The sequence below is a fragment of the Paraburkholderia silviterrae genome, from assembly GCF_004353915.1.
Taxonomy (GTDB): Bacteria; Pseudomonadota; Gammaproteobacteria; order Burkholderiales; family Burkholderiaceae; genus Paraburkholderia; species Paraburkholderia silviterrae.
Map to the genome: position 1 here is coordinate 46,591 of NZ_SMRP01000006.1, position 13,228 is coordinate 59,818.

The 13,228-nt window shown below is 63.9% G+C and carries 10 protein-coding genes; 7 read left to right on the forward strand and 3 right to left on the reverse strand.

Going from position 1 to position 13,228, the window contains the following annotated elements:
* Positions 1 to 36: 36 nt before the first annotated feature.
* From EYW47_RS14295 to EYW47_RS14315, 4 genes are all read left to right on the forward strand, one after another.
* Positions 37 to 585 carry a hypothetical protein gene (locus tag EYW47_RS14295; protein WP_133195487.1) on the forward strand — a complete coding sequence of 183 codons (549 nt, stop codon included), beginning with the start codon at positions 37 to 39 and terminating at the stop codon, positions 583 to 585.
* A gap of 239 nt (positions 586 to 824) precedes the next feature.
* Positions 825 to 2,132: a tryptophan leader peptide gene (locus tag EYW47_RS14300; RefSeq protein WP_133195488.1), complete on the forward strand. Its 1,308-nt coding sequence runs from the start codon at positions 825 to 827 to the stop codon at positions 2,130 to 2,132.
* Between the two features lie 76 nt (positions 2,133 to 2,208).
* On the forward strand, positions 2,209 to 3,636 hold the full coding sequence (gene aspA, locus EYW47_RS14305) for an aspartate ammonia-lyase (RefSeq protein WP_133195489.1): 1,428 nt from the start codon (positions 2,209 to 2,211) through the stop codon (positions 3,634 to 3,636).
* Between the two features lie 61 nt (positions 3,637 to 3,697).
* Entirely contained in the window at positions 3,698 to 4,072 is a 375-nt protein-coding gene (locus EYW47_RS14315; RefSeq protein ID WP_338117822.1) for an acyl-CoA dehydrogenase family protein, read from the forward strand.
* Between the two features lie 87 nt (positions 4,073 to 4,159).
* On the opposite strand, the gene EYW47_RS14320 is transcribed toward EYW47_RS14315, so the two are convergent.
* Positions 4,160 to 4,543: a TraR/DksA family transcriptional regulator gene (locus EYW47_RS14320; protein WP_338117823.1), complete on the reverse strand. Its 384-nt coding sequence runs from the start codon at positions 4,541 to 4,543 to the stop codon at positions 4,160 to 4,162.
* A gap of 304 nt (positions 4,544 to 4,847) precedes the next feature.
* Between EYW47_RS14320 and EYW47_RS14325 the strand changes: the two genes are divergently transcribed.
* The 3 genes from EYW47_RS14325 (at position 4,848) to EYW47_RS14335 (ending at position 9,415) form a co-directional block, all read left to right on the forward strand.
* Complete coding sequence (locus EYW47_RS14325; protein ID WP_133195491.1) at positions 4,848 to 5,096, forward strand: hypothetical protein; 249 nt, start codon at positions 4,848 to 4,850, stop codon at positions 5,094 to 5,096.
* Between the two features lie 123 nt (positions 5,097 to 5,219).
* Positions 5,220 to 7,877: an excinuclease ABC subunit UvrA gene (locus tag EYW47_RS14330; RefSeq protein WP_133195492.1), complete on the forward strand. Its 2,658-nt coding sequence runs from the start codon at positions 5,220 to 5,222 to the stop codon at positions 7,875 to 7,877.
* A gap of 395 nt (positions 7,878 to 8,272) precedes the next feature.
* Positions 8,273 to 9,415 (forward strand): acyltransferase family protein, encoded by a 1,143-nt coding sequence (locus EYW47_RS14335; RefSeq protein WP_165976561.1) that lies wholly within the window; start codon positions 8,273 to 8,275, stop codon positions 9,413 to 9,415.
* A gap of 165 nt (positions 9,416 to 9,580) precedes the next feature.
* Here EYW47_RS14335 and EYW47_RS14340 read toward each other — a convergent pair whose 3' ends face one another.
* On the reverse strand, positions 9,581 to 10,717 hold the full coding sequence (locus EYW47_RS14340) for a glycosyltransferase family 9 protein (protein WP_133195494.1): 1,137 nt from the start codon (positions 10,715 to 10,717) through the stop codon (positions 9,581 to 9,583).
* A gap of 121 nt (positions 10,718 to 10,838) precedes the next feature.
* Complete coding sequence (locus EYW47_RS14345; RefSeq protein ID WP_240763687.1) at positions 10,839 to 13,181, reverse strand: LPS-assembly protein LptD; 2,343 nt, start codon at positions 13,179 to 13,181, stop codon at positions 10,839 to 10,841.
* Positions 13,182 to 13,228: the final 47 nt, after the last annotated feature.

Sequence of the window (13,228 nt, forward strand, 5' to 3'; positions counted from 1 at the left end):
ACGGCCATGGCGGCAATGGAGCCAGGAGACAGACCAATGCCAGGACGAATCGCATGGGCACGCGCTCTGCTGCGCCTTTGGGCCGTGGCCACACTGTTCTGGATCGTCGGCACGCTATGGTCGGTCGTGGTTCCTCATTATTTCGCTGCCCCGCTAACGCCCAGCGCGATTGAAATTCAGCGGGCCGTCCAAACGCAGCTCGACTGTCTCGGCGATGACGATGCCGGGAGCGCGGTCGAGCCGCCGCTTCAGTCCAAGTGCACCACCAGGCCGCCTGGTCGAGACTCGCGCCTCGATATCGCCATCCAGACCGCCAGCGACGGCTCGCTGACGTTTGCCCTCGGAGATGGCGAGCGGATTGAGGGGCTGCCGCGCAACATCAGCGCGAAGGAAGTCGCGGACAAACTTCACCAGCAGTTCGCCGCGGACGACCTCAAGACCACGTACGAACCCATCGGCCGCGATGCAGCGCTCGTCCTGGCGCCGCCGTTCGCCGTGCTTTTTCCAGGGCTTGCGGCCGCGTGGGTGCTGCGCAGATTCTTGCGACACAAACCGGACAACGAGGGCGTGGGTAAATGCTCCTAGTTCAGACGCCTGCGCGGTTGCGCGTCGAGCCACACCGCGTCCGGCGCACAGCGAGGTCATGAATTCGAAGTTGTAGCGCAACCCTTCCCACACGCAAGGCGGCGGGCTATCGGTTCTGTCTTTCCATTGGGGACACAGCAGGCAAAGAAGGACAACACCGGTTTACGCCCTCAGCGGAGTGTGCAAGTATCCCTCGCAGCGCGTAGCACCGATACGCTTGCTCCCTTGCGAGGTACAGAATGGACTGGAGGTTCTGGAAAACAGAGAAGCGCCCCGAAGAGGCGCGCAACTGGCCCACCGATACACATGAGTCGTTACGGCAACTGCTGGGCATGTACCAGGGCGCGGGAACCCCGCCGTTCGCGCGCTGGGCCGCGCCCGGCATAGCGTTCACACCCGATGTCGAAGCGACCGCCCAAAACGCGGTCAAGGGCTACCAGCTCGCCCTTTGGTTCTGGCTGTTTGCCGAGAAGCACGGCACCATCGCGGCGAGGATGACACGCGAAAGTTTTTGCCTGCTTGCCGATGCGGCGCAGCCGTCGTCGGGGGACGCCATTGATGAGCTCCTCGACTTCGAGAACCGCCTCGCGCATTCCGTGGAGGCCATTTCCACTGAGCAGCGCACCTTCAGGCAGGAAGGCCTGTCCGTGGAGCTCCCGATGGAATTCTTTCTGGCCACCGGCACCCTCAGGCTGAGGCCCGACTCACCTTACGCAGCGAATGCGGACGTCTCCCTGCAAGGCAATGACTACAAGCTGGCAGACTGCTTTCGCCATGCCACCGAAGAAGCGCTAGCGGTTTTCCGGCCGATGATACAGGCGGTCGAATTCGACGCGAAATCGCTGCCCAACTGGAAATGGAGCAGCCGGCCGGGCGCGGCCGAACGACATCTACAGCGGCGCCACAGCAATCCACTCTTCCCGCTGCACCGGCAGATGGTGACGGCCCACGACGTTCATGAAGCGCGTCTTGCCGACAACCAGGCTCTTCAGGACATTCGCCACGAACTCAATGAAGTCAGGCGCGCGTTCTTCGAAAAGCCGCAGCTCCCGTTGAACTGGCAGCCGTACCTCGAAGGCTATCTGGACCATGTCGACAGACTTGATGAGCGACGCCTCGTGGCGGCTGGGCAGAACGCGTCGCTCGGCGACGCGATAGCGGCGTTGCGTGCGGACATCCTGGCGACGTGGCGCGCCGAGATTCAGAAGAACCGGAACAGCCTCGCCGCGCTCGACCAGGACGAAGCGCGCAAGGCCGAACGACGTGCACTGCTGTTCGGATGCGACTGGACCGCCCAACTGTTGAGCCACGGCTCCCTGATACCACCGGAGGAAGTGGTGCCCGCTCTGCTGAGCGAATCTCCAGCTGAGCTGGAGAAGGCGGTGACCGGCCTGCAGGCAGAGCCACGCTTGCATGAGACGCTGGCTCACTGCAGGGCCGTTGCCCATCGGCTCGTGAGCGAGCTTCGCGCGGCGGGTCACAACTTTCCCGATATGACCGACAAGCTTCGCATCCTGGATGGCACGCCGGAACAGCCGCCGGCCTGACCGCGATACCCGGGACGTTCTTTGCATGGCCCGTAGCAAAGGCAATGCCGAAACCCACAACACGAGGAGCGCAGCCATGCACGCCGGACACTTCAGAACCGAGCACGACCTGTTGGGCGATCGCGAAGTCCCCGCCGAGGTCTACTACGGCGTGCATACGCTGCGCGCGATCGAGAATTTCCCGATCACAGGCACCCCGATCTCCATTTACCCGGAGTTGATCAAGGCACTCGCCGCCATCAAGCAAGCGGCCGCACTCGCCAACCATGAGCTCGGCCTGCTCGACAAACCGCGCTGCGATGCGATCGTGGCTGCCTGCCAGGAGCTGATGGCGGGCAAGCTCCACGAACAGTTCGTCGTCGACGTGATCCAGGGCGGCGCCGGCACCTCGACCAACATGAATGCCAACGAGGTGATCGCCAATCGCGCGCTCGAGTTGCTTGGCCACCAGAAGGGCGAGTATCAGCACCTGCACCCCAACGAGCACGTCAACATTGGCCAGAGCACCAACGACGTCTATCCGAGCGCACTGAAGATCGCCACGTGGTTCGGCATAGCCGGCCTCGTGGATGCCATGGCGATACTGCGTTGTGCCTTCGAGGCGAAGGCCGGCGAGTTTGCCGACATCATCAAGATGGGCCGCACCCAGTTGCAGGACGCCGTGCCCATGACGCTCGGCCAGGAGTTCAGCACCTATGCCGTCATGCTGGGAGAGGACGAGCAGCGCCTGCGTGAAGCCGCGATGCTGATTTGCGAGATCAACCTCGGCGCGACCGCAATCGGCACCGGCATCACGGCACATCCGTCTTATGCGCCGGTGGTGCTGCGGCGCCTGCGCGAAATCACCGGTATTGCGCTGGAGACCGCACCCAACCTGTTCGAGGCTACGCAAGATTGTGGCGCATTCGTACAACTCTCCGGCGTGCTCAAGCGTGTGGCGGTGAAACTCTCCAAGACTTGCAACGACTTGCGTCTTCTGGCCAGCGGCCCGCGAGCGGGGCTTGGCGAGATCAACCTGCCGCCGATGCAGGCCGGCTCGAGCATCATGCCCGGCAAGGTGAACCCGGTGATACCCGAAGTGATGAACCAGATCGCCTTCGAAGTGATTGGCAACGACGTCACCGTCAGCTTCGCGGCCGAGGCCGGGCAGCTTCAGCTCAACGCGTTCGAGCCGATCATTGCGCACAGCCTGTTCAAGAGCGTCAGCCACCTGCGCAACGGCTGCCTGACGCTGGCCGAACGCTGCGTCAAAGGCATCACGGCCAATGCGGACAGGCTGCGCGCCACCGTGGAGAATTCGATCGGCGTGGTGACGGCGCTCAATCCGTACATTGGCTACGCGAACGCGACAGCCGTCGCGCAAGAAGCTCACGCCACCGGCGGCAGCGTCTATGAGATCGTGTTGCGCAAGGGATTGCTGACGAAGGAGCAACTCGACCGGATCCTGCAGCCCGAGACGCTAACGCGGCCGGCACCGCTGGACGTCCTCGTGAAGCCGCAGTGAGTGCCCACGCAGCAACTAATGAATGAACGCGTAATCGTCACCGAGTGGCGCTTCGTACCCGGTGCCGAGACCGGCTGAATTGAGCGTGATGGCCGAGCACGTGGCCGCCACGCGCGTCGCGGCGCAGTTGGGCTGCGCGGGGCATCGCACTTCGGAGCAGCGCATCGCGGCCGCGATCGCGAAGGCGCGCGCGAGCCGCGCGGCCCCGCTCGTGGCGAACGGCGCGCACGCGCTCGTGGGCGCGATGGGCATTACCGCCGAGTTCGATCTACAGCTCTATACGCGACGGTTGCATGCGCAACGTCTTCAGTATGGATCGGAGGCGTACTGGGACGAGGTGGTCGGCACCCATGCCATCGAGCAATGGAGCAATGTCGCCGCAGGGGTTGTGAGTATTTTTGATGGGCTCGAGCAAAGAGCGGCGCCGCTCATGTGAACGGCCTCCACGAAGGTCGCGTCGATCCGCATCGACGCGACCCGGCTCCAGGTCGAGCGCCCAGCCAGCCGTCGCGCTGCCTGCGCCTCAACGTTGCGCTTCGCGCGCCGCCTGCTCCTGCACGGTCAAAATCGCCTCAGGCACGGCCTCGAGCCGTTCGACGGGGATCGGATCACCGCTTTCGTCGGAGTAGCCGTAAGTCCCCTCGGCGATCTTCTCGAGCGCGCGCTGAATGTCGGCGATACGCTGGTCGTTCGTATTGCGCAGCGCCTGGTTGGCAATGTCCTGCTCCAGTCTCTGCCCTTCGTCTTCGAACTCGTGCGCCTCTTCTCCGTGCTCTTCCTCGAACGTGCGCTCGTTCGCTATGGTGCCCTCCTCGCCGCCCAGCAACTCGCGCTGCAACGCTTCGAGACGCACACGCTGCTTCGCAATGAAGGCTTCGCCCAGACCCGCACTCTGATCAGACATCATGTTCCTCCATCCGGTTACATCGACATTGGGCCTGCCCGACGTTAGCGGGCCAGCCGCTTGAAGCGGGCGCAGAGAGACTCGCCGACATCGTCGTCACTGCGGTAGCGGCATGAATCATGCTTGGCCTCCACGGCCGGGCGTGGACCGATAGTTAATATCGGACGATTCGCGCTGGCATGTGCATTGCCATTGCCTATCTTAAACTGGCACAGCGCTTCGAGCGCAGCGTGCATCGTGGCAAGCAGCGGCGGCAGGCAACGCCCCTGCCGCTCTCCCGCAAACACCGTACATGAGGTCAATCGCCATGTCTCCCAGCACAACGTACCGCCGATTCCAGATCGCCACGACGCTCACGCCGCTCCCGAACAACCGTGGGCTCGCGACGGTCACCGTCACCACCACGGACGCCGCGCGCATCGCCGATCTCGGCACCGACCGGTTCCTGCACGTGGAGCGCTGGGTGGAGTCGCTCGACCCGGAGGCGCTCCAGGTCGTCGTGGATGAATGCAAAGTCGCGATCAATCATTACGCGGACAACGTAGACGACAGTTGAGCGCGTGAGCGAGCCGCCCTCCGTCACGCCCAATGTGCTCGTGCCCTTGCAGACGAGCCTGTCCTGTACGATCTGCCTGGAATTCGCGCGGGATCAGCGCCATCTCGAACTGCAGGGAAAATAATGCCAAACAAGTCTTCCGGTGAGTCCTCACGTACCGCTGCGGCCAGTGGCTGCGTGGAAGTACGCGGTGCGCGCGAGCATAACCTCAAAGACGTGGACGTCTCCATCCCGCGCGACGCGCTGGTGGTGTTCTCAGGGGTCTCCGGCTCCGGCAAGTCTTCGCTTGCCTTCGGCACCATCTACGCCGAGGCGCAGCGGCGCTACTTCGAGTCGGTGGCGCCGTATGCGCGGCGCCTGATCGACCAGGTGGGCGTGCCGGACGTGGACGCCATCGACGGCCTGCCACCGGCGGTGGCGCTGCAACAGCAACGCGGCGCCAGCAATGCGCGCTCGTCGGTCGGCAGCGTGACGACGCTGTCCAGCCTCGTGCGGATGATGTATTCGCGCGCTGGCGCCTACCCGGCGAACCAGCCGATGCTGTATGCCGAGGACTTCTCGCCCAACACGCCGCAGGGTGCGTGCGCGACCTGCCATGGTCTCGGCCGTGTGTATGAGGTGACCGAAGCCACCATGGTGCCGGACCCAACGCTGAGCATCCGCGAGCGCGCAATCGCCGCCTGGCCGCCGGCCTGGCATGGGCAGAACCTGCGCGACATTCTGGTGACCCTCGGCTACGACGTCGACCGGCCGTGGAAGGACCTGCCGAAGAAAGACCGCGACTGGATTCTGTTCACCGAGGAAACACCCACGGCGCCCGTGTACGCGGGCCTCTCGCCCGATGAAACCCGTCTCGCCCTCAAGCGCAAGCTGGAGCCGAGCTACATGGGCACCTTCACCGGTGCGCGGCGCTATGTGCTGCATACCTTCGCCAACACGCAAAGCGCACTGATGAGAAAGCGCGTGTCCCGCTTCATGGAAGGCAGGCTATGCCCCACCTGCCACGGCAAGCGGCTCAAGCCCGAGGCGCTATCGGTGACCTTCGCTGGCATGGACATCGGCGAATTCATGCAAATGCCGCTGGACCGCCTGGCCAGCCTGCTCGAACCCATCGCTCAAGGCGATTTCCGCGCCCATGCCGCCGGAGCCGGCACCGACAAGCAAGCGACCCAGCGCGACCGCGCCGAGCGCGCCGCATCGGGCCGCGCCACGCACGCGATCACACCGGACGTGCGGCGCACTTCCGCGTTATCGGAGGAAAAGCGCCTGGCCGCACAACGCCTCGCCGAGGGGGTGGTCGCGCGGTTGCGCCAATTGCGGGCGCTGGGCCTCGGCTATCTGACGCTGGATCGCGCTACGCCAACCCTCTCGGCCGGGGAGCTTCAGCGGCTTCGGCTGGCCACGCAATTGAGCTCGATGCTATTTGGCGTCGTGTATGTCCTCGACGAGCCCTCGGCGGGCCTGCATCCTTCGGACAGCAACGCCCTGTACGACGCACTCGACACGCTGCGTGACGCGGGCAATTCGGTGTTCGTGGTGGAGCATGACCTTGAGCTGATGCGCCGCGCGCAATGGCTGGTCGACGTGGGACCGGAAGCCGGCGAGCGAGGTGGCCGCGTGCTCTACAGCGGCGCCCCCGCTGGCCTGCGCGAGATCGCCGAATCACGCACGGCACGCTATCTGTTCGACGAGATTCCCGTGCCCGCCAGCCGCGGACGCGCCCCCACTGGATGGCTCGAGCTGCAGCGGATTCATCGCCACAATCTGCACGGCGTGGACGCGCGCATTCCGTTGGGCGTATTGACTGCGGTCACGGGTATCTCTGGCTCCGGTAAATCCAGCCTCTTCGCGCAAGCACTGCCCGAGCTGGTGCTGTTGCATATGGGCCACGAACCCGAGGACGATGCAGCCGAAGCCACGAGCGAAGGTCCGGCCGTGATCGAAACCACTGGCGGCCACCTGGCCGGCGATGTGGATGCGGTGCAGCGCGTGGTGCAGGTGGACCAGAAGCCCATCGGCCGAACCCCACGCTCGAATCTGGCCACCTATACCGGCCTGTTCGATCACGTGCGCAAGCTGTTTGCCGCGACGCCCGAGGCACGCCGCCGCCGCTTCGACGCGGGACGGTTTTCGTTCAACGTGCCCAAGGGGCGCTGCGAAACCTGCGAGGGAGAAGGGTTCGTGAGCGTGGAGCTGCTGTTCATGCCCAGCGTGTATGCGCCTTGCCCGACTTGCCACGGTGCGCGCTACAACGAAGCCACCCTGAAGGTGCTCTGGAACGAGCGCAACATCGCGCAGGTGCTCCAGATGACCGTGGACGAAGCCCGTGACTTTTTCACCGACGAGGACGCGATAGCGCGCCCGCTGCAACTGCTGCGAGAGATCGGGCTGGGATACCTGCGTCTCGGACAGCCGGCCACCGAGCTGTCCGGGGGCGAAGCGCAGCGCATCAAGCTGGCCACGGAGCTGCAGCGCAGCCAGCGCGGCCGCAACCTGTACGTGCTCGACGAGCCGACTACGGGACTGCATGCGTCGGACGCCGACCGGCTGCTGGTGCAGTTGCAGCGTCTGGTCGATGCGGGCAATACGGTGGTGATGATCGAGCACGACATGCGCGCGGTGGCACAAGCCGATTGGGTGATCGATGTGGGACCCGGCGCGGGCGACGCGGGGGGCCGCGTGGTGGCGACGGGCACACCGCATCAGGTGGCGCGGGCGTCGGGCAGTCGGACCGCGCATTTTCTCGCGCAGGAGCTGGCGCGGGCCATATCGAGCAGATAAACCGTGCCGGAACGCGGTGGAAACGGTGGCCGTGGCAGGGATACGAACGCGGGAGAAGAGTCTCCCGCCTTGGGAACGGGCCTACCAGCAGACGCAACGCTGGGCATCGGTGAGCGGCATGGTGGCATCTCCCGGCCGCGATGGTACGAAGAAAAGAGGATCCCGCCAAAAATGCCACCCGGAACCAACGGCTGCACTCGAGGATGCTGCGCTAGAACAAACCGGCCAATGTGGCGCGTATCAGGCGAGCGGGGTGGATGCATACCAGCCGTTCCCAGAGCGCGGGATGAAGCATCGCCAAGGCCAAATGGAAGCCGTACGCGGGAGAGTGAGGCCGACCTTCGGCAATGTGCGATAAAATCCCTCCCCTCCCATATCCCAATCTCAGAGCATTCATGAGGCATATCAAGGGTTTGGATGGCCTGAGAGGGATTGCTGCCCTAATGGTCGTCCTGTTTCACATGGACGCATTCTTCGGAACGGCCTTCTCGTCCACCGGGCAATACACCCAGGCCACGACGGCGTGGCAGATCTACCGGCGCCTGATTGATGGCAACTTTTCGGTTGCCATCTTCTTTATGCTCAGTGGCTACGTCTTGCTGGCGGCCTACGAGAAAACGCTGAGCGCCACATATCTCACTTCGAGCGCCATCAAGCGCTACTTCCGACTTACGCCCATTGTTCTGGCGTCCTGCGTTGCGGCCTTCCTTCTTCAGGGGATGGTGGGTTTTCACAATGTCGAAGCTGCGCAGGCAATCGGCGGTCACCAATGGCTTGCCGACGAATATCGTGAGCCGCTGAGTTTCTTCGGCGCGATCAAATGCGGATTGATCGGCGCCTACGAAGGCAACCTTGCCTATAACGGGCCGCTCTGGACCATACGTCTGGAGCTGCTTGGCTCGTTTCTGCTCTTTGGGTTCGCTGCGCTGTTCTACACCGCGAGGCACTTCCCGCTCTACGTCGCGACGGCCATATGCTTCATGTCCGCACTGTGGGGCGACGATGGGCTTTATCTTTCTCTCTTCCTGCTGGGCGGAATGCTGGTCAAATATCAGCGCCTGCGCCTTCCCTTGATCTGGATTATTCCGGCGCTCGTGCTGGCAACAGAGAACCAGTGGACGCCCGAGGCGCTTTTCGTGTCCTCGCACCTCCCTCTGCCGGTGAGCATCAACGCCCTGTGTCACGGTGCGGCGGCATTCCTGATACTTGCGGTGACACTGAAGTCCGACGCGTTCCAGAGGCTCCTTTCGATTCCCCCAATTGCCTTCCTGGGGCGCATCTCGTTTGCCCTCTATGCCTTCCACCTCCCGATCATGATGAGCATCGGGGCGTGGGTCATGGTGCACGGCGGCGCGCCCAGAACGGCGGCGGTGCTGGCGATCCTTGCGACCTTGGCGGCCTCGTTAATCGTTGCATTCTTCGCGAGTGTGACGATCGATCAATGGTCCCAGAGAATTTCCGGAGCCATCGCGAAAGCACTGGTTAGAGACGATGACAAAGCATCGCCGAGCTATACCAAGGCTGCGGCAAATCAGTGACCGTCGCAGTTGCATTCGCGCGTCGCAACGGGACTGCATGCGTCGGATGCCGATCGGCTGCTCGCGCAGGAGCTGGCGCGGGCGAGCGGCACGCCAGCAGTCAAACACGACGCCCGCAAATAGCCAGAACACGGCATGCGGATCTCCATGCGCCACTTCCACCACTCATCGCGCTCGTGCGAGCGCCATAGCGCTTTGCAGCGCACGATAAACGGCATCCACTGAATGAGCGGTCATGCAATCCGCGTGACCATTTCGCCATGCGACGCAGGTCGCCGCGCTACGGCTGCAGCGGCGCACCCAGGACACACGACGGCGGAAAAGCGTCGACTGATCGCGGCACGGCAGGTTCGCCACGCCCAGCGCAACGAACGGCGCATCCTGCCAGTAGCGGCCCGCTCCGTGAATGGCAGGGTTCCCTGGGCCAAACAGCGCGACAGCCGGCACGCCAACAAGACGAGCGAGATGCGCGATACCGGTATCCGGGCACACTACCGCGTGCGCCCCGGCCAACAAGTGCCACATCTCGACCAGGTCCAGGCGGCCCGCCAGATTCAGATGTGCTGAACCGGGAGCCACCTCTGCAACCAGCGCGGCCTCGCCTTGCCCGCCGCTCCAGACGATTGTGTAGCCCTGCGCCTCGACTCGTTGCGCAAGCTCGCGCCAGCGCTGCGCCGGCCAGCGCTTGACCGCGCTGCTTGCGCCGGGATGCAGCACGATGTACCGCCGTTCGCGTAATCCGGCGGGCAACGGTGTGCTCGCCGGTGGCGCCGGCCAGTCGGCAAGACGGTATGGCCGCGGCGCCGCGCCTCCAACAAGCCCCGCCGCGAGCTCTGTCCACGCGGCGGGTGCATCCGGATAAGCAATGCGCTCGTCGACCGGCCAGTTCTTCCATGCCGGCCTGTCACCGCCGTGCGCCACAATCCAGCGGCACCCCGCAGCAAGGGCGAGCCAGCTGTAACGGTTGTCGCCCGCGACGATGCCAAGATCGTAAGGCCCGGATTCGGTTATCCGCTGGACGGACGCGCCGTCGCGCGGATCGAATGCGAGTGCAGTCACACCGAACGGGCGACCCGCATAGAGCGGCGCAATCCCCTTTGGACATGCGAGCACGATCTGCGCACACGGATACTGCCGGCGCGTTTTCGCAATCAACGCGGTCAGCAGCAGCGCGTCGCCGAGCAACAGCTGATGCGCAATAAGAATGCGCGCCGGCTGCGCAGGTTTGCGCCGCAGCGCCTTGAAGACGAGCTTCGGCAACGCGCGCGCGAAGACGATGATCCTGCCGTGAAGTCTGCCCATCCGGTGATTGTGCCAACAAAGCAAATTGGCGGGGAAAGCCGAGTTTTACGCAGCATTACGCGAACGCTGGATCGCATTGAAAGCTACCGTAAATTGGCGTGCCCAATAGCGTCGTCGCCCCTCAGGGATAGTCCGTAAATCGTGAAGGCATGGAAGGCGGCTCAGGTGTCGAGTAGCCAGGCACATTCGCACGAAACTGGTGCAGCAACCCATTGTCGATCCGGCTCACGCCGTTGAGCTGCAACTGCATCAAAAAGCGCGTGCCTGTACTGGGGGTAGTCGTACCCGTGTCGTCGGTGTACTTCTCGAACGCGAGGCTGACCGACCAGCAATCCGCGTCGTACTGGAATCCGGCCAGTCCAGAGATGATCCGGTGACTCACCACGTCGTAGTCGATCAGGCCCACGCCCGATAGCCGGCGCGTGAGCGGCCATTGCAGGGACAACATGATCTGGTTCATCGCCTCGTCGTCGAGCGTCGCGTCCGCCCGGGCGTACAGGTACGCCGCGTTGATCACCCTGCCCTCAGCGGGCTTCCAGCTGAAACCCGTCGTGGCCTGTGTCAGCGCCTCGCTCGACTGATTGTATTCGAGCGCCTGCTCGATCTGCGCGTCGCGGCCAATGTGCAGGGTCGCGCCCAGGATCAGGTCGGCGGGGCCGACCGAAGGCGGCGTGTCGTCCGGCATCGTCACTTGCGGCTCACGAAAGTAGTAATCCTGAGCAATGACGAAGCGCGCAAGCTCCGCACCACTCGCCGTATCGATGAAGCGCGAGGTGATCCCGGCGGTCAGGCGGTTCATGTCGCTCACGCGGTCTCCACCGATGAAGCGGTTGCTCGTATAAATCTCGGCGAGCCCGAAATCCTCGGGCGCCGTGTCGAATATCGGCGCGTAGGTCTGGTTGCGATAGGGCGTGTAGACGTAGTACAGCCGCGGCTCGAGCGTCTGGGTCATCGCGACGCCAAACAGCTTGACCGCCCGCTCGAATACCGCGCCTGTATCGAGGCTCAGCGTCGGCACGTTGTAGTTGAACGTACGCGGCTGCCCTGCCGGTGCGTCGCTGCCGATTGAAGACAAGTCATACGATGCGGCATGCCATTGCACTTTGGGCGTCACAAACCAACCGGGCGCCACGATCGGATAAGCCAGGTAGGTATCGAACGTGACGCGCTGCCCTTCAGTCGAATCGGCGATGGGGATCGTGAAACGCGTGGCATTCACGTCGGCGCCGAAATCGAATCCGTCCACGTTGTAGCGTGTGTATTTCACATCGATCTCGGGCTCGCGATTGTAGGGCGGCGCGCTCGTGAACGACTGCCAGTTCTGCACGCGCGTGAGCACGGACCACGGCCCGTGGTTGAAGGTCACGCCGGCTTCCTGCTGGAACAGCGTCTGCGAACCGTTCACGAAGGCGGTGGCGTCGGAGAGATCCGTGCTCACCGAGGCGTCCGAGACGCGATTGTAGATTGCGTAGGCCGCGAATCCGTCGCCCAGAGTCTCCCGGTGCTGGAACGAAATCGAGTACCGGTTGGTATGGGTCAACGCGTCATCCGGCAGGAAGGCCACCGAAAACGAACCCGCATAGGTCGGACTCAGGTAGCGATACGCGGTCGTCAGCATGGCGCCGCGTTTGCTGAGGAGCCGAGGCGTGAGCGTCAGATCGTAGTTGGGCGCGATGTTGAAATAGACCGGGACGGCAAGGTCATAGCCGTTCGTCGAGCTGATGGAGAAAGTCGGCGGCAGCACGCCGCTACGCCGGTCTCCGTTCATGGGAAACGACAGCCACGGCGAAGCGAAGATCGGCACGCCGCCGAAGAACAGCACGCCATCATGCGCGACACCCTCGTTGGCGCCGCTATCCAGATCCAGCCGCGATGCTTTCAGATACCACGCAGGCGAGGTGCTGCAGGAACACGTCGTGTAGGTCCCGTCGTATATCGTTTCCCGTTGGTCGCCGAGCAGCTCGGCCCGCATGCCGCTCCCGGATCCGTTCGTCACGGTGAAATGCCAGCGCGGCAATGTCATCGTGCCCGTGCCGCTATCGAGCTGGTAGTGGGCCTCTGGACCAATGAACGTATTCCCGTCGTTGGTCAGCTCGACGTGCCCGTAGGCGTCGGCCATGTCGGTATCGGCGTCGTAATGAATCGCATCGGCCTTCACGACCGATTGTGCCCGACGCAGTTGCGCCGCGCCCTTTAGCGCGAGATCCTGGTTCGCCGTGCCCGTTGCCGAGTTGCCTTCGCCAAACACCGCTGGCGCGTGGCCGTCGGTGATCGGATGCTCGTCAAGCTGAGGGGCAAGTTGCAGCGCCCAAGCGTCGTCGGCCTGCGAAGGCGGCTCCGCTGCCCCCTGCTCCTGCGCCTGGGCATAGCCGCGCCCGCCTGGGGGCAGCGAGAGTATCAGATAAAGCGTCAACGTGATCGTCCGCGCCTTGAGCCGGCCGAATCGTGCGGTCGTGGGTTGCAAAGTGAAATGCGCGGGTGCGGGTTGATAAGGCGAAGCAGGCGGGAAGC

Bases quoted from the DNA above. Each gene is read 5' to 3' on its own strand.
- EYW47_RS14295 (WP_133195487.1), top strand. From the start codon at position 37: ATGCCAGGACGAATCGCATGGGCACGCGCTCTGCTGCGCCTTTGGGCC.
- EYW47_RS14335 (WP_165976561.1), top strand. From the start codon at position 8,273: ATGAGGCATATCAAGGGTTTGGATGGCCTGAGAGGGATTGCTGCCCTA.
- EYW47_RS14300 (WP_133195488.1), top strand. From the start codon at position 825: ATGGACTGGAGGTTCTGGAAAACAGAGAAGCGCCCCGAAGAGGCGCGC.
- EYW47_RS14340 (WP_133195494.1), bottom strand. From the start codon at position 10,717: ATGGGCAGACTTCACGGCAGGATCATCGTCTTCGCGCGCGCGTTGCCG.
- EYW47_RS14330 (WP_133195492.1), top strand. From the start codon at position 5,220: ATGCCAAACAAGTCTTCCGGTGAGTCCTCACGTACCGCTGCGGCCAGT.
- aspA (WP_133195489.1), top strand. From the start codon at position 2,209: ATGCACGCCGGACACTTCAGAACCGAGCACGACCTGTTGGGCGATCGC.
- EYW47_RS14325 (WP_133195491.1), top strand. From the start codon at position 4,848: ATGTCTCCCAGCACAACGTACCGCCGATTCCAGATCGCCACGACGCTC.
- EYW47_RS14320 (WP_338117823.1), bottom strand. From the start codon at position 4,543: ATGATGTCTGATCAGAGTGCGGGTCTGGGCGAAGCCTTCATTGCGAAG.